Below are 15,135 nucleotides of genomic sequence, written 5' to 3'. Positions count from 1 at the left end.
TGGGCGATCCAGGGGTGGGCGCGGTGGCCGGCGTGGGGGAAGTCATGGATCAGCTGAACGACGTCCAGGACGCGCCGGAGGAGATCCGCTTCGCCGTCGTGCTCAACGGTGGAGTGAGCCTCGCGGTCTGGATGGGCGGTGTGGTGCGCGAGATCGATCGCGTCACCCGCGGCAAGGGCCCGTACGGGCGATTGCTGCGGTTGCTCGACGTCAAGGCCAGGGCCGATGTCATCGCCGGGACGTCGGCGGGCGGGATCAACGGCGCGGCACTCGCGCTGAGCCAGGCGAACGAGCATGCGGACGTCGGTCTGATGCGCGACCTGTGGTCGGAGCAGGGCCGGATGGAATCGCTGCTGCAGCGACCTTTCAAGGGATCACCGGCGTCGCTCCTGCGCGGCGACGACTATTTCCTGCCCAAGCTCTACGAGGCGATGAAGCAACTGTGCGCCGGGTGGACACCTACCTCGCTGTCGGCCCACCCGATCGAGCTGATCATCACCACGACCCTGCTGCACGGAGCGAGGATCGTCACGGTCGACGCGCTCGGTCAGCAGTTACCGCAGATGCTGCACGAGGGCACCTTCACGTTCCGGCGCGCCGAAGCCGACGGCGGTGCCGACGACTTCGTTCCCGGCGACGACCACAAGCTGGCCGCCGCGTTGGCGATGGCGGCCCGCTGTACGGCCGGTTTCCCGGTCGCGTTCGAGCCGTGTTTCGTGCCAGCTCGCAACGCGCCCGGTGCCGGCCAGGCCCAGAACGGGGAATCGTACGACCTGGCTGACCCGAGCCGAAGGCCTGACCTCGGCAACTACGTGTCCTGGCGCACGGCCGGCCCGCGAGAGGCAGTGCCGCCGGACAGGTCCCGGTATGCGATGGACGGCGGACTGCTCGCCAACACGCCGACGAAGGCCGCGCTCGAAGCAGTCGCCGGGATGCCGGCGAGTGGATTGGTGCAGCGCGTGATGCTGCTCGTGTACCCCCACGCGCCGATGAACCGCCCGGATCCGCCGGACCGGGTGGAGGAACCGCCGACGGTCACCGGAGCGATGGGCGGCGTGTTGGGTGCGCTGCTGAGCCAGGGCAACCGAACCTTCGTCAACGAGGTCGTCAAACACAACGAGGCCGCGACCGCCCGGCGCGGCACCCGGCTCGACATCATGGACAGCGTCAACTCGCCGGTCGAGCTGAGGCAGCTGGCCACGTGCGTGTTCGAGCAGTACCGGAACCAGCGCATCAGGCGCGCCGCGCGAGATCTCGCCGCGCGGGTCGACCCACCGGCCGACTGGTCGTTGCGACGGATCGGCAAGGCCGTCGAGACAGCACAGCGTGAGTGGGTCACAGCGGACGTTCGCGCGCTTCCCTATGTCCCGCGAGTCCTGCCGACGGAAGAAGACGAGCGGGACAGTTACTGGCGGTGGGGCATCACGGCCGGACTCGACCTCGCGGACGCCGCGATGGACCTGATGCACCGGCTGATCAGCGTCACCTCCGACTCTTCCACCCGGCATGCGCTCGGTGTGGCCCGGGAGATTGTCAGCACTGCCAGAGGCAACCTGCGTGGGGTGCGGGACGACATCGACAGGCCGTGGTCGGAGGACCCGACGCTGAGCACTCTGCGGCCCGGCATCGAGTACTGGACGCTGCGGCTGGCGCACTACGCCCGCGCGATGGTCAACGACGAAAGCGCGCTCGCGGCCGCCGAGGCAGCGATACTGCGATACGAGCAGGACATGGGCCAGGACCAGCCGGATCAATCCCACGGCCAATCGGTGGTCCAGCGCCGGCAGGGTTGGCTCAAGAGGATCGCGCCTCGCGTGCGCCTGGAGGGCACCAAGCCGGCCCGGGTTGAGTGGCCCGAGGCCGAGCGGCCCGATGTTCAGACGCGTGCCGACGAGCTACGCCAAGCTCTCGACTGGCTGCGCGAGCGCACGCGTCCAGGAGAGTCGGGTACGACGGCTCAGTTGGCGGTGGACCAACTGGTGGAGGCTGTCGCCACTTGTCTCCCCGTACTGCGGGAGGTTGCCGAAGGCATCGCCCGTACGTCCGGTCTGTCACCGTGGCAAACCGTGTTCGCCGACCGGTCCATGGTCTCCAGCGACGGACCCGACGTACCAGCGCGGGTGCTCGCGCGCATGCTGTGGTTGCACGTCGTGTCCTGGACGCTCGCCGACGAGTCCGGCGCGGCCAGCAGCCAGCCGGTGGAGCTGGTGCAGATCTCGCTGCAGACCCAGAACCGGTTCGCCGAACAGTCGGTCACCGCGGACGACAAGGTCGGCGGGATGTCCCTGAACCGTTTCGGCGGTTTCCTCAAGCGGTCCTGGCGGATGAACGACTGGACCTGGGGACGAATGGACGCGGCGACCATGCTGTGCCAAACGATCTTGTCGCCGGAGCGACTGCGACGGCGCGCGATTCAGCGCAGTCAGGGCCCTCATCCCGAGCAGCCACAGGAATTCGTCGACACCCTGCTGGCAGAACTCTTCGACCCACCTCCGCCCGGTTTCCTCAACGACCTTGCGGCTCAGGCGGCGGCCGAACTCGTGCCGGTCTACGACCTGAACAACCAGGACTTGCCCGCCAGCCTGCCGAAGCTGTCGGCGCTGGCCGCCTGGGCCGTGCACCTGCGGGTTGTGGCGGAAGAGTTGCCCACGATCGAGGCCGCGGTGAAGGCCGACCGGCTCGACCGCGCGAACCCGGACTCGAACGGTGAGCTGTTCCTGCTTCAGAACAAGTCGTTGCTGGCCGCCCTCGAGGCAGCGCCCGATCCAGTGGATCCGGAGCCGTTGACACCAGTCGAAGTCGCCTTGGGCGCCAAGGCACTGCGGGCCTTCGACCGGGCGGGTATCGGTCGTGAGCCGCTCGACCAAGAGGCACGCAGCGACCAGTTGATCCGTACGGCGGCCACGGCCGCGAGCGTGGCGGTCACCGTGGCCGACAGCAGCCGGTCGGGTCTGTCCGCGATCAAGCCGATCACGCGGGCACTGCGGGGCGGCATGATGATGCCCTACTGGACCGTGCTCGGCCTCGCGGGCGGAGGGACGATCGCGAGGTTCCTGGCCCAGTTCGCGCTGGCTTCGGGCGGTCTGCTGCTCGCGTTGTCCTTGCTCGGTGTCATCGGGGGATGGGCGGCCGGGGTGGCCACTGCGATCGGCGTGGGAGCATTGCTGACCGCGTTCGGTTTCGCCGCGATGCGTACGGGCACTTTGCTGCACAGCGTCGTACTGCTGACACCGGTGATTCCACTGGTCGCGTTCGCGGCCGAGGGCTGGCGCAGTGGCGACAGCACCGGGCGGAACCACGCGCTGGCTGTCGCCGGCACGATCGTCGCGCTCGCGCTCGCGTTGATGCTGCTGGGCAGTCTGCCCTCCCAGGTCCGGAGTCCGGTCTCGACCCTATATCGCGCGCTGGACAGGCTGGCGCAGAGATTTCTCGGTGTCGCGGTTTCGGAGCTCCAGACGCCCCAGCGGATCCTCGTTCGGCTGCTGGTCGCCGTAGCCTGGATCGTGCTGGTCGTCCTCGCGCTCGCGGTTGCCGCGGCGGCTGTCTACGGGATGGTCCGCCTGGTCGAATGGATCGACGCCAACGCCGTGCAGTGGAAGAACGATCGCTTCTTGCTGATCACCATCGCTGCCGCCTTCGTGATCGTCGGCCTGGCGGTCGGCTACTGGACCGGCTGGCGGTTGCGGTCCTGGTCCGAACAGAGCTCCGCCTCGGGCGGCACGGTGTATCAAGTCAGCGGTGTCACTCATGCCAGCGGCGTCGCGGCCACCTGGTCGGTGATCTACGGAACCTGCTACGTCATAGTTGCCGTTGGCATCATCTGGTGGTGGCCGGACCAGCCTAGCTGGGTCTGGCGATCGGCGCTCGCCACCGCTGTGGTGTTCAGTCTGCTCCTGCTGTACGTCGTACCTTTCGCAGTCCTGCTGGGATCGGTCCGGGCCATTCGGCGGCGACTCGTCGCAGACGCTCGCTGTGCGGTGATCGCATGGCCGGCGAACACCGCGAACGAGTCCGAGGTCGTCGACCTGCTGTGGAGGCTGGACATGCGATTCCGCTGTCTGCTCGCGCTGTCGGGAGGCACACTCGGTCTGACCGGCCGGGGACAGGCGTTGCGGAGCCAGGTCGACAGTCGGCTTGCCGAGCAATGACCAACACGATGCACTGGGGGAGCAATGCGAGGTAGAAGCGGTACGGCGGGATCCCTGCGAGTTCACGCGATCGCCGGCACGCATGTCGTGCTGCTGGGACTCGACCTGCCCAAGGCACGGACCAGAGGGCTTCTCGGCTTCGCCATCGAGCGGTGGGATCCGACCGAGCAGGAGCGCTACTGGCTGCGCGGCATGAAGGTGTTCAAGGAGACGTCGACCGGGATTCCACCAGGCACCTCCGTCAGTCTGCGCGAGCAGCCGGTGCAGTCGTTCCTCTGGGGTGACTACACCGCCAAGCCCGGCCGGCAGTACGAGTACCGGGTGGTTGGGCTCTACGGCAAGCCGAAGAACCTCGTGATCCGCCAGGACGTGACCGTGGCCGTCACGACCGAGCGAGTCGACGAAGGCACCCACGCCGTACATTTCAACCGCGGTGTCGCAGGCAGCCAGGCGTACGCCCAGCGGTTCGGTCGCGCGCCGCGACCCGGCGATCGGAGTGATCCGGTCTACGACTGGCTGTCGAGGGGGCTGGAAGAGGCCCTGATCGCGTTCATCGAGTCGGCCACGGGGCCTGGATTCGCGTTGCGCGGTGCGGTGTACGAGTTCGCGTATCCGCGGGTGCTGGAAGCCCTCGCGAAGGCCGCCGCGCGTGGAGTCGACCTGCGGATCGTGTACGACCGGCGCGGCAAGGCGAGTACCGATCCGGACAGCCCGCGGGTCTGGCAGCAGAGCGAACCGCAGATCGCGGCGGCCGGGCTCACGCCGTACATGATCCCGCGGACGACGAACAGCGCGATCGCGCACAACAAGTTCTTCGTCCTGCTGCACGACGACGTGCCCCAGCAGGTGTGGACCGGGTCCACCAACATCACCTGGGGCGGACTCTTCGGTCAGTCCAACGTCGGTCATCTGGTCCGCGACCCTGCCGTCGCCACGCAGTACTTCGACTACTGGCAACGGCTCGCGGTCGATCCGGCGTACAACCGGCTCCGGCCGGCCGACACCGCCGCGACTCCCACGCCGGCCACCCCACCGCCCGCCGGGATCGCCCCGATCTTCAGCCCACGGACCAACCTGGATCTGATCGACTGGTACGCCGGGGAGGCCGCCAAAGCCAAGAAGTCGTTCTTCATGACGGCGGCCTTCGGTGTGCACGACAAGATCGCCGGGGCGATCGCGCCCGAGTCCGACGTCATGCGCTATCTCGTACTCGAGCGCGCACCCGGCGACGACGAGGTGATTTTCGAGACCGATCATGACGTCAAGGTCGCGGTCGGCTCGTTCCTCCGGACCGCGATCCTGGACCGCTGGGTCCGGGAGCAACTCACGGGCCTCAACCCGCGGGTCCGGTACAGCCACACCAAGTTCATGCTGATCGACCCGCTCGGCGACGCGCCGCTCGTCATCAGCGGATCAGGGAACTTCAGCAACCCCTCGGTGAACGAGAACGACGAGAACATGCTGGTGATCCAGGGCGACCAGCGGGTGGCGGACATCTACCTCGGCGAGTTCATGCGAATCTTCAACCACTACTACTTCCGCTACCTCGTGCAGAAGCTGCAAGGCGCGGGCGACGTGGCAGAGACGGCGTACCTGACGCCGGACGACAGCTGGGTGGATCGGTACTTCGACAAGACCACCCCCAGCTACCGCCAGCGACTGCTCTTCCGGTGATCGACGACAGGACGCAGTACGGTCGGTGGAAGGACTCACGAGAGGACCACTGAGATGAGCATCGACCGGGGACTGCTGGCGACGTTGGAGGCCAAGCCGGGCAAGGAGGAGGAACTGGGCGCGTTCCTCGAGGCGGGGCGCGAGCTCGCGGCCGCCGAGGAGGGGACGGTCACCTGGTACGCGTTCCGCCTCGGGCCGACGACCTTCGGGATCTTTGACACGTTCGCCGACGAGGACGGCCGGCAGGCTCACCTCAACGGCGAGATCCCAGCCGCCCTCGGCCAGGTCGGCCCGGACCTGCTGGCCGCCGACCCCGACATCCGAACGATCGACGTCATCGCGGTCAAGTAACACAGACCAATCCAGGGAGATGTAGGGGCGGAATCCTGAGCTGACTCGCGCGGCCGGACGGTGCCGGGCGCCGGCTGGGCCGGCTGAAGTTCACCGGGCTCGGCGACCCGTCGTCGGGCTGAGTCGTGCGGCCGCTCGTCGCGCTGGGGATCTTCGGCTTGGCGTTCTTCTACATCGCGACCGAGAAGGCCAACAAGGTCAAGGCTCTGGCTCGATGCCCGCAAGCCGCTACAGGTCATCGCGGCCAGAGACGGCTACCAGCTGCAGACGACCACAGTCCGCATCACCGCAGGACAATCGACCCAGGGGAACTTCGCGCTGGAGTCCGCCGAGTGCCGGTGAACACGGTCGATCATTGCCCTCGGCACCGTTCACCGGGCAGCTCCGGGAGGGTGGCGGGCGGCTGCGGCCACGGCGGGGGATTCGGCAGCGTGGTGCCCGCGTTGGTCCTCGGACTTTCGCTGCGGCCTGCGAGCCAGCCGAGCAGTTCATGCCCGGCGGCGGTGACCGACGGTCCTCCCGGCGTGATCGTCCAGGTGCGGCCGAGATCGGTCGCCTCGGCTGACCCGAGTGGGAAGCCTTGCGCCCTCATCGTCGCCAACGTGTCGTCGAGAGCCCAGGCCACATAGGGGGTGGGCCAGTCCTGTGTCCGGTAGCCGCAGCGCAGATCGAAGTGGTGGGTTTCCAGTTCTCGCAAGCATCGCCGCAGGGTGAACCAGGCTGGGTGCGGCCAACCCGCAAGGGCTGTGACCATTTGGCTCCAGGCGTCGGCGGGCATCGCGCCGATCTCCGCGGCGAACTGTTCCAGGCTGACTTGCAAGTCGCCGGCGACCTCCACCGCCGTCGCAGCCGCAGCAGGCGGAGCAGTCGTGCTCGGCCTGCTGCCTAGCTGTGTGCTGCGCCGGGCCGAACGCAGTAGCCAGGTGTAGGCATCGGCGCTCCGTGCCACGTGCAGGAGCACTTGTCCGCGCGACCAGCCCGGAAGCACCGACGGGCCGCGGATGTCGGCATCGGTCAGCGTGACCGCCGTCGTGACAAGGCGGATCGTCGATTGCTCCACTTGGTCGATCAGATCCCCGATCGCTGACTCATCCGACGAGGACACCGAGCTCACGGAATGGCCTCCTCTTTCTGGTCGACCTCGGGAGCTACGTGGCGGTCCTGCAGCCTGTCCCCCGGGAGAGCTGCCGCCGTGGCCTTCACGAATCCGTCCGGGTTGTCGAGCATGATGTTGTGTCCAGAGTTGGGCACCGCGACGATGCGTACGCCGGCCGCCGACAGTTGAGCCACATCCGCCGGCGGGTCGCCCGCGGGATGCAAATAGGTCCGCGGCACGGAGAGAGTGATCAGCAGCTCCCTCATGATGGTGCCTCTGCCAAGGTGCAGTGAGCTGCGGTAGAGGGCTTCGCGTCCGGCGAGCCGCATCGTGGCTGCCCAGTGGGGGCCGACCTGGTCGAGTGTCTCGGACCAGCCTCTCCCGTGCACGAACTCAGCCTCGGTATACCCGACGCCTACCCCAACCCCCAGCGGGCGCGGATCCAGGTTCGCGTCCACGAGGACCAGTGCCTGCACGAGCTGCGGGTGGCGAGCTGCGAGAACGATCGCCACCGCCCCGCCCATGCTGTGCCCGATCAGCTGCGCACCGCTGACACCGGCGGTCGTCAGAGCGGAGGCCAGTAGATCGGCGTGCTCTTCGAGCGTGTAGGCCGCGTCGGTCGGCCGGTCGCTGATGCCGTGCCCGAGTAGGTCGATCAAGAGGCTGCGTCGCCCGTGAAACAACGGATGCGCGGCAACGGCCGAATAGTAGGCCGGTGACGACGAACCGAGTCCATGCACCCAGATGAGGGCGGGCTCGACGCCGGGCAGCTCGACCCACCGGAGTTTCGTGCCGTCCGGCCGTACTGTCGCGTTGCGCATCCGATCCTTCTCTCTATACATCGATACCGAGGTATCTTGGCTCCGAGGTAAGCTAGCACGATGCTGGAGCTCGCGATACTCGGATTCCTGAATGAGGCGCCGCTGCACGGGTACGAACTGCGGAAGCGAGTAGCGGCGCTGACCGGACATGTGCGGCCCATCGCCGACGGCACGCTCTACCCGGCGATCAAGCGCATGGAGCAAGCCGGCCTGCTCTGCCGCGACATCCAGGCGGGCCAGAGAGCGGCACCTCGGCATGTTCTGTCCCTGACCGAGGCTGGACGTAGCGAGCTGCTGCGACGACTCAGCAGCCCGGACGATCTGTTCATCAGCGACGAGAACCGATGGTTCACCCTGCTCGCATTCCTTCGGCAACTCCACGAGCCGGCCGTCCAAGCCACCGTGCTGCGTCGCCGGCTCGTCTTCCTGACCGAACCTGCCAGCTTCTTCTGGGACGGCGATCGTCCGCTGCGTGAGAAGGACTTCCCGGACGACCCCTTCCGGCAGGGTCTGTTCCGCATCGCGACGGCCACCAGTCGGACGGAGATCAGGTGGCTCCGCGAGACTCTGGCCGCGCTGGGCGGTTAGTCTGCCGCGCTCCCGCATTCGCCGGCCCGAGAGATGCCTGCCGTCTCCCGTTCAGTCGGTGGCGGGCAACTCGGCCTGGATCGCATTCAGTGTGGTGGCGAGCCAGAAGTCGTGACCTGGAAGAAAGTTCGAAGGAGAAACGAGCGGTAAGGGCGCGGTCCCGGTCAGTGCATCGGCTCTTCGGGGGTGGGGCCGGTTGGTCGGTTGTGGTGGTCACACAGCTTGGACAGCAGCTTGATCAGCTGCTGGCGCTCCTCGGGTGACAGCGGAGCCAGCAGTTCGTCCTGGGATTCGGCCAGCCGCTTGTCCAGCCGCCGTACCTGTCGCTTGCCGGTGGCGGTCAGCGAGATGATGTTGCGCCGCCCGTCGAAGGGGTCCGGGGCGCGCTCGACCAGTCCGCGATCGGCGAGCTCGTTGATCGTCGCGACCATGTCGCTGAGGTGGATGCCACTACGGCGGCCCAGTGCGGCCTGGCTGGCCGGACCGAAATCCTCCAGCGTCGCCAGCAGGCGGTAGTGGTAGCCGCGGGCGCCGACGGACGAGAACCCGTCGCCCACCAGGCGGTGCGCGTGCTGGGCGGTCTGGCCGAGCAGCCAGCTGGGCAGGCCCTCCCAGCGGGTGGGCGTCTCCTCATCGGATGGGCTCTCCATGTGACCAGTCTAACGAATCGTTAGAGCGCCCAATGATCATGATATCGTTTGGGCGATAAACGTTAGTTGCCCTAACATTCAGGCGCCGAATGAATCCGCTGGAGTTGACCCCATGATCAAGCCGTTCCGCATCGACATCCCCCAGGCCGACCTCGACGACCTGACCGACCGCCTCTCCCGCACCCGCTGGCCGAACGAGGTCGCCGACGCCGGATGGGACTACGGGTTCCCGCTGGCGCGGCTCATGGAACTGGCCGAGTACTGGCGCACCGGTTACGACTGGCGCGAGCACGAGGCCAGGCTCAACAAGCTTCCGCACTTCACCACCGAGATCGACGGCCAGAAGATCCACTTCGTCCACGTCCGGTCGTCGAAACCGGACGCGCTCGCACTGATCCTCACCCACGGTTGGCCAGGTTCGTTCCTGGAGTTCCTCGACGTGATCGAGCCGCTGTCGCGCGACTTCCACCTGGTGATTCCGTCGATCCCCGGCTTCGGGTTCTCCGGGCCGACCCACGAGCGCGGTTGGGACGCCGTCCGGGTCGCCCGGGCCTGGGCCGAGTTGATGCGCCGCCTGGGGTACGGGCGCTATGGCGCGCAGGGCGGCGACTTCGGTGCGGGCATCTCGATCGCACTCGGCGCGGTGGCGCCCGACCAGGTCGTCGGAGTGCACGTCAACTACCTGCCGACCCGGCCGGTCCCCGACGTCGAGGTGTCCGAAGCGGATGAGGCCCGGCTGGACAAGGTCAGGCAGCTGATGGCGAATCGTCCGCCCTTCCAGGCCTTACTGGCGCTCACCCCGCAAACCATCGGCTACGCGCTGACCGACTCGCCGGTCGGCCAGTTGGTCTGGATCGCCGAGCGCTTCGCACAGTGGACCGACCCCGCCACGCCGGTCAGCGACGATCAGATGCTCACCGACATCTCGCTGTACTGGCTGACCGGCACCGCGGCCTCCTCGGGCCGGTTCCACCACGACGCCCCGCGGGGGAGCCAGCAGCCGTGCCTGGTGCCGCTCGGCGTGGCGGTGTTCGCTCACGACATCACCCAGTCGGTACGATCGCTGGCCGAGCGGCTGTACGACATCAGGCACTGGTCGGAGTTCGACCGCGGCGGCCACTTCGCCGCAATGGAGGTGCCGGACCTGCTCGCCGAGGACGTCCGGACCTTCTTCCTCATGGCATCGGAACACAACTGGACGGGCTCAGGCTCCGCCAGGCAGGCTGCCGGGCGATGACAGCGGCGAAGCACGGGACGACAGGACCGCCGGGCATGACATCGCGACTCGTCTGCGCCTTCTACTCAGCGGGCGTTGTCGGTCAGGATGGCGAGGAGGTCGTCCGGGGCTTCGTCGTACACGGCATGAGCAACTGCCAGTTCGTGGACCTCCCACTCGGGGTCGGTGCGTAGACGCTCGTACTGTTCCGTAAATGGTGTTGCTGCCCACCCGGATGCGTAGATGAACGTTCGTCGCGCGACTCGATCGATGCCGTCTCCGAGGCGAAGCCGCTGGAGGAACGAGGCGACAGGCTGCGGTCGTCTCCTCGGGTCCTTCCCAGCTTCGGGAGCCACCGTGCGGCCGTCCGCCCCGACCCCGGCGATGGCCCGGTTCCGGTAGTGGTCGTTGACCCGGTCCCACCAGGAGTCGCCGTCGGCCGGCACGAACGCGTCACAGAACACCAGCCGATCGATGGGACGGGTGGATCGGTCCGCGGCACCGGCAACCACCAGCCCCGCATAGCTATGGGCGCACAAGGTGATCGGTCCCGGGCCACAGGCGTCCAACACGGTGAGCACTCGATCGATGTGGGTATCCAGGTTCGCCCCAGCACTGTCCGGCGACGGGTCCGGCTCCAGGCCGTCCAGCGTGACGGCAACGGCCTGATGGCCGGCTCCTCGAAGCCTGGCCACGATCCCGTCCCACGCCCACGCCCCGTGCCAAGCTCCAGGCACCAAGACAAAAGTCCTCAACTGATCTTCTGCACTCATAGGACAAGCCTTCGCCCGCCCACCGATGGCCGTCCACCGCTAGACAGCCAAGTCATACCTGTTCGACGCCAACCTCTCACCTCCGCCTGCCTCGCATGGGGTGCCGCGCGCCACAGGCCAACGCCCTGTCCGCGAGGTTTTCATTACCGGATCTATATAGTTCCATCTATACTTGTGTCGTGGTTCAACAGAGCTCCGTCCTCGGCGAGACACTCTTTGCGTTGGCCGGCATCGCAATCCGGCGGCGCGACCGGACGCTGGGGCTGACCGCCGCCTCGACGCTGGTCACGCTGGAGCGGACCGGTGCGCGGCGGTTGACGGACCTTGCCGTGAACGAGGATGTGACCCAGCCGTCGATGACCGCTCTGGTGACCCAACTGGAGAAGCTCGGCCTCGCCGAACGCCGCCGTGATCCTGCCGATGCCCGAGTGGTGCTGGTCGCGATCACCCGGGCGGGGCGACAACACCTTCGCGCTATGCGCCGGGCCGGCGCGGCGATGCTCACGGGGTTGATCGACCAGCTCGACGAACAGGACGCCGGCGCGCTCACGGCGGCACTGCCGGCGCTGCTCCGCCTGGCCGAACTTGCTGCCGAGAATCAGAACAGCCGCTCAGACTGACATCCGTTGCCGATGAGGTGATCACCATGACCGAAGACCCCGCTGCTGAGCGGAGAGAGAGTCCGGCGAACCAGGCCGACCCGGCGGCACCAGTCATCGTCGCAGGAGTCGATGGTTCGCCGACCAGTTGGGACGCATTCTCCTGGGCGGCCGGGGAAGCGCTGCGCTCCAACGGCAGACTCATCGTCGTCTACGTCATGCCGTTCACCGAACCCGCGGCCGCTCTCGCTGTGCCCTACGACTACGCCGGCCTCGAGAACACCAGACAAGCGATCGCCCGCGAGCTCGAAGACGAAGCAGGTCGCCGTGCCCGCGAGCTCGGCATCACGATCAGCTTTGTCAGCGAGTACGGCAACGCCACCGAAACCCTGGCTGACATCGCGCGCAGCGTCAACGCCAAACTCGTCGTGGTCGGCCGGTCCGCGAAGAGGTGGCACCAGGTCGCCGGGTCCCTCAGCCATCGCCTGACCTGCCGCAAGGACGCACCTGTCGTAGTTGTTGTCCCTTGACCGCACCAGTCATGACTGCGACTCGCAAGTGGCTGTACCGGCCAGCGAACCCTCAGGATTCCGGCTAGTAGGAAGCGAGGTTGGCCGCTGGTGGCGACGACAGGAGCGATCCCGCGAGGCGATGCTGGCTGCAGGATCGCCGCCACGATAGGCGGCTGGGACTGTGAGAGGTGTGAGATGCGGCAGATTCGCGTCCTGAAGGCGGACGGACGAAAGCGGGGGTTCGCGTTACCCGACGCGCTGCCGCTCGATCCTCGGGATCCCGGCATTGTCCGGGCCAAGCAGTTGCGGCGAGCCGACGGCGTGGGCTCACAACGACCCCGTCCTGCCCGCTGATGCGCACCGGAGGCGGTGGGGCAGCTGTGTCGGGCTCCGGAGATTGAGATGCACTCGGGCGTCCACCGTCTTCGGACGGTCTACACACTCGTGTGGAGTACCTTGTGCGGCTTGGTCGGCGTACTGGGCGTCGTGGCGGGAGTGTTGCTCACGCCCGCCCAAGTGATCCTTCCGATTCTGGTCGTCGTCGCCGGGATCGGATTGACTGTGGCCGCGACTGCCCCGTCGAAGCCGGCGGAGACCGCGGCCAGACGTCGACGATCGGCTCTCATCGTCGGCACGACGATTTCGGCGGCCCTCGCATGCATGGGGTACGTCGTCCTGTTCGGCGCAGCTGGTCCAGGTTTGGTGGTGGTCCTCGGTGTCACGTCACCAGCCGCGATGCGCTGGTACGGTCGCAAGCTGGGGCGCATCCCCGCCGGGCTCGACCGCAGCGCCAGGCTCACGACGGCCGAGCTGTGCCGGCAGTGGCAGGAGAGCTACGAGACTCTCCGGGGTGCGACGACGGCGGCCGCTCGACTGCGCATCGTGGAAGCCCGGCAGCACTATCTGGACGAGCTCGAACGACGCGACCCCATCGGGCTCACGGCCTGGCTGGGAGCGAATGCCAGCGCCGCCGGCGATCCCAGCCGATTCCTGGCGAGAGATGCCGGGGACGTCCCTCCGGCCGATGGATGACCCAGCTTGCAGCAGCCGGCGATTGCCAACGCCTTCGGTACCGGCTAGCCGGTACCGCCGAATTCCGGCTCTCCGGGTGGCAGGAAGGCTGCTGGCGGGAGCGATCGACGCTCGGTTCGCGGGCAGCATGAAGTGAGACCGCACTCGTCAATCCCGGCGAAGGCGAATCGCTCGGAAGGCAGGCCGACATGGAGCGCGCAGACTGGCTGGGCGGTGCGTTCGATCCCACCCAGGCTCGATTTCTGATGATCACGGCGATCACGCATCACCGGTTCACCTCGCAGGTCTGGGGTGACGACGAGGTTCGCAAGCTGCACGCCGAGCTGGCCGAGATCGAGCTCATGGCGGCGCGCCTGCTCGCGGACCTGCAGGTCAGCGCTGAGTGATCGCGGAGGTCACGCTGCGTGGCGCGTCTCCCGTCAGCAAGCACAGGGGTTTCCGGCTGGCAGGTAGCGGGAGCGGCCGGGCGCCGGGGATACTCGTTGACATGCCGACCGAGCCGTCCCCGCAGCGCACGCAGAGCGACGAAGGCGGGGCTGCGTCGCGTGTGCTGCTGGCTGAGGACGATGTCCTCCTCCGTGCCGGCTTGGCCGGCCTGCTGGAGCAGTCGGGGTTCGACGTGGTCGGGCAGACCGGCGACAGCGCGTGGATTCTTCCGCTCGTACGCGACCTGAAGCCCGATCTGGTCGTGATGGACATCCGGATGCCGCCGACCAACACCACCGAGGGGCTCGACGCCGCGCGGGAGATCCGCAAGCAGCTCCCGGAGATCGGCATTCTGCTGCTCTCGGCCCACGCCGAGGTCGAGCATGCGATGGAGCTGCTGGCCACCGGTCAGCGGATCGGTTACCTGCTCAAGAGCCGGGTGACGGACGTGGACGAGTTCGTCGAGACGCTGGAGCGGATCGTCAGGGGTGGTTCCGTGATGGACCCCGCGCTGGTGCAGGAGCTGGTGGGAGCGCGGCGGCGTAACGACCCACTGGCCGAGCTGAGCCAGCGGGAGCACGAGGTACTCGCGCTGATGGCCGAGGGACGTTCGAACGCCGGCATCGCGCGACGGTTGTGGGTGACGGAGGGGACCGTGGAGAAGCACGTCCGGCACATCCTGGCCAAGCTGAACCTGGCGGAGGCCGACGATGACCACCGCCGGGTGCTCGCAGTGGTCACCTTCCTCGAATCCCGCTGACCAGACCGGCCGCGGTCAAGCCGGCAGCCCGAGCAGATCGCGGATGGCGGGAGCGGACAGCCTCGTCTTGGGCAAGAACCCGGCGACCGGGCTGGCCGAGATCAGCTCCGCGTAGTCCTCCTCGGCGTGGGTGGAGACCAGGATCACCGTCGCCGGTGCCAAGTCGGTCTCCCGGGTCAGCCGCCGTACGACGTCGAAGCCGCTCTCCGCGCCGAGGTCGATGTCGACCAGGGTGACGTCCGGTCCGAGTTCCGTGGCGCGCCGTACCGCGTCGTCCCCGTTCGACGCCACGGCCACGACCACCATGCCCTCGCGCTCCAGCAGACCGCGCGCAGCCGCCAGGAAATGAAGGCTGTCATCAACGATCAAGCAGCGCAACTCCATGGGTTCAGCATGCCAACCGACCGGTTCACGGACAATCCAGCTAGCTGGACCCACCAGTAGCGCCGGGGTTCCTGCTGTCGTGACCCCGGTCTTCGCGCTGGCGGT

General features: G+C 67.6%; 15 protein-coding genes. 10 read left to right on the top strand and 5 right to left on the bottom strand.

Annotated features, from left to right (window positions below; translation table 11 throughout):
• The first annotated feature begins 44 nt into the window (after window positions 1-44).
• Genes OG876_RS02375 through OG876_RS02365 form a run of 3 tightly spaced genes read left to right on the top strand, consistent with a single transcriptional unit; the run spans window position 45 to window position 6,173 of the window.
• Complete coding sequence (locus tag OG876_RS02375) at window positions 45-4,148, top strand: patatin-like protein (protein ID WP_328523060.1); 4,104 nt, start codon at window positions 45-47, stop codon at window positions 4,146-4,148.
• A gap of 24 nt (window positions 4,149-4,172) precedes the next feature.
• Window positions 4,173-5,822, top strand: a complete 1,650-nt coding sequence (locus tag OG876_RS02370; RefSeq protein WP_328523059.1) for a phospholipase D-like domain-containing protein — start codon at window positions 4,173-4,175, stop codon at window positions 5,820-5,822.
• Between the two features lie 54 nt (window positions 5,823-5,876).
• Entirely contained in the window at window positions 5,877-6,173 is a 297-nt protein-coding gene (locus OG876_RS02365) for a putative quinol monooxygenase (RefSeq protein ID WP_328523058.1), read from the top strand.
• A gap of 352 nt (window positions 6,174-6,525) precedes the next feature.
• On the opposite strand, the gene OG876_RS02360 is transcribed toward OG876_RS02365, so the two are convergent.
• Both OG876_RS02360 and OG876_RS02355 read right to left on the bottom strand, forming a co-directional pair.
• On the bottom strand, window positions 6,526-7,287 hold the full coding sequence (locus tag OG876_RS02360; RefSeq protein ID WP_328523057.1) for a maleylpyruvate isomerase family mycothiol-dependent enzyme: 762 nt from the start codon (window positions 7,285-7,287) through the stop codon (window positions 6,526-6,528).
• The gene (locus tag OG876_RS02355; protein ID WP_328523056.1) at window positions 7,284-8,090 is read right to left on the bottom strand and encodes an alpha/beta fold hydrolase; all 807 of its coding nucleotides are present in this window, start codon (window positions 8,088-8,090) and stop codon (window positions 7,284-7,286) included. The genes OG876_RS02360 and OG876_RS02355 overlap by 4 nt, the downstream gene beginning before the upstream one ends.
• Before the next feature lie 60 nt (window positions 8,091-8,150).
• Here OG876_RS02355 and OG876_RS02350 point away from each other — a divergent pair, with 60 nt between their 5' ends.
• On the top strand, window positions 8,151-8,678 hold the full coding sequence (locus OG876_RS02350) for a PadR family transcriptional regulator (RefSeq protein WP_328523055.1): 528 nt from the start codon (window positions 8,151-8,153) through the stop codon (window positions 8,676-8,678).
• Between the two features lie 164 nt (window positions 8,679-8,842).
• Here OG876_RS02350 and OG876_RS02345 read toward each other — a convergent pair whose 3' ends face one another.
• The gene (locus tag OG876_RS02345; protein WP_328523054.1) at window positions 8,843-9,328 is read right to left on the bottom strand and encodes a MarR family winged helix-turn-helix transcriptional regulator; all 486 of its coding nucleotides are present in this window, start codon (window positions 9,326-9,328) and stop codon (window positions 8,843-8,845) included.
• A gap of 112 nt (window positions 9,329-9,440) precedes the next feature.
• Here OG876_RS02345 and OG876_RS02340 point away from each other — a divergent pair, with 112 nt between their 5' ends.
• Entirely contained in the window at window positions 9,441-10,565 is a 1,125-nt protein-coding gene (locus OG876_RS02340; protein ID WP_328523053.1) for an epoxide hydrolase family protein, read from the top strand.
• Window positions 10,566-10,630: 65 nt separating this feature from the next.
• Here OG876_RS02340 and OG876_RS02335 read toward each other — a convergent pair whose 3' ends face one another.
• Window positions 10,631-11,317 (bottom strand): alpha/beta fold hydrolase, encoded by a 687-nt coding sequence (locus tag OG876_RS02335; protein WP_442914091.1) that lies wholly within the window; start codon window positions 11,315-11,317, stop codon window positions 10,631-10,633.
• 179 nt (window positions 11,318-11,496) lie between these two features.
• Between OG876_RS02335 and OG876_RS02330 the strand changes: the two genes are divergently transcribed.
• The 5 genes from OG876_RS02330 to OG876_RS02310 all read left to right on the top strand — a co-directional run bounded on the left by OG876_RS02330 (window position 11,497) and on the right by OG876_RS02310 (window position 14,646).
• The gene (locus OG876_RS02330; protein ID WP_328523051.1) at window positions 11,497-11,937 is read left to right on the top strand and encodes a MarR family winged helix-turn-helix transcriptional regulator; all 441 of its coding nucleotides are present in this window, start codon (window positions 11,497-11,499) and stop codon (window positions 11,935-11,937) included.
• Window positions 11,938-11,963: 26 nt separating this feature from the next.
• Window positions 11,964-12,446, top strand: coding sequence for a universal stress protein (locus OG876_RS02325; protein ID WP_328523050.1), 483 nt, complete (start codon window positions 11,964-11,966; stop codon window positions 12,444-12,446).
• A 447-nt stretch (window positions 12,447-12,893) separates the two neighbouring features.
• Window positions 12,894-13,460 carry a hypothetical protein gene (locus OG876_RS02320; RefSeq protein ID WP_328523049.1) on the top strand — a complete coding sequence of 189 codons (567 nt, stop codon included), beginning with the start codon at window positions 12,894-12,896 and terminating at the stop codon, window positions 13,458-13,460.
• A 188-nt stretch (window positions 13,461-13,648) separates the two neighbouring features.
• A complete protein-coding gene (locus OG876_RS02315) occupies window positions 13,649-13,846 on the top strand; it encodes a hypothetical protein (RefSeq protein ID WP_328523048.1) in 198 nt (65 codons plus the stop codon).
• A 101-nt stretch (window positions 13,847-13,947) separates the two neighbouring features.
• On the top strand, window positions 13,948-14,646 hold the full coding sequence (locus OG876_RS02310; protein ID WP_328523047.1) for a response regulator transcription factor: 699 nt from the start codon (window positions 13,948-13,950) through the stop codon (window positions 14,644-14,646).
• A 15-nt stretch (window positions 14,647-14,661) separates the two neighbouring features.
• Here the strand turns inward: OG876_RS02310 and OG876_RS02305 are convergent, their stop codons facing one another.
• Window positions 14,662-15,030, bottom strand: coding sequence for a response regulator transcription factor (locus OG876_RS02305; RefSeq protein ID WP_328523046.1), 369 nt, complete (start codon window positions 15,028-15,030; stop codon window positions 14,662-14,664).
• Between the last annotated feature and the right edge of the window lie 105 nt (window positions 15,031-15,135).

Source organism: Kribbella sp. NBC_00359 (genome assembly GCF_036097425.1).
Lineage (GTDB): Bacteria > Actinomycetota > Actinomycetes > Propionibacteriales > Kribbellaceae > Kribbella.
This window is presented reverse-complemented; position numbering and strand designations above follow the sequence as displayed.

Excerpts from the sequence above, each read along its gene's own strand:
- OG876_RS02375 (WP_328523060.1), top strand. The coding sequence starts at position 45 with ATGGATCAGCTGAACGACGTCCAGGACGCGCCGGAGGAGATCCGCTTC.
- OG876_RS02370 (WP_328523059.1), top strand. The coding sequence starts at position 4,173 with ATGCGAGGTAGAAGCGGTACGGCGGGATCCCTGCGAGTTCACGCGATC.
- OG876_RS02365 (WP_328523058.1), top strand. The coding sequence starts at position 5,877 with ATGAGCATCGACCGGGGACTGCTGGCGACGTTGGAGGCCAAGCCGGGC.
- OG876_RS02355 (WP_328523056.1), bottom strand. The coding sequence starts at position 8,090 with ATGCGCAACGCGACAGTACGGCCGGACGGCACGAAACTCCGGTGGGTC.
- OG876_RS02350 (WP_328523055.1), top strand. The coding sequence starts at position 8,151 with ATGCTGGAGCTCGCGATACTCGGATTCCTGAATGAGGCGCCGCTGCAC.
- OG876_RS02345 (WP_328523054.1), bottom strand. The coding sequence starts at position 9,328 with ATGGAGAGCCCATCCGATGAGGAGACGCCCACCCGCTGGGAGGGCCTG.
- OG876_RS02340 (WP_328523053.1), top strand. The coding sequence starts at position 9,441 with ATGATCAAGCCGTTCCGCATCGACATCCCCCAGGCCGACCTCGACGAC.
- OG876_RS02335 (WP_442914091.1), bottom strand. The coding sequence starts at position 11,317 with ATGAGTGCAGAAGATCAGTTGAGGACTTTTGTCTTGGTGCCTGGAGCT.
- OG876_RS02325 (WP_328523050.1), top strand. The coding sequence starts at position 11,964 with ATGACCGAAGACCCCGCTGCTGAGCGGAGAGAGAGTCCGGCGAACCAG.
- OG876_RS02315 (WP_328523048.1), top strand. The coding sequence starts at position 13,649 with ATGGAGCGCGCAGACTGGCTGGGCGGTGCGTTCGATCCCACCCAGGCT.
- OG876_RS02310 (WP_328523047.1), top strand. The coding sequence starts at position 13,948 with ATGCCGACCGAGCCGTCCCCGCAGCGCACGCAGAGCGACGAAGGCGGG.
- OG876_RS02305 (WP_328523046.1), bottom strand. The coding sequence starts at position 15,030 with ATGGAGTTGCGCTGCTTGATCGTTGATGACAGCCTTCATTTCCTGGCG.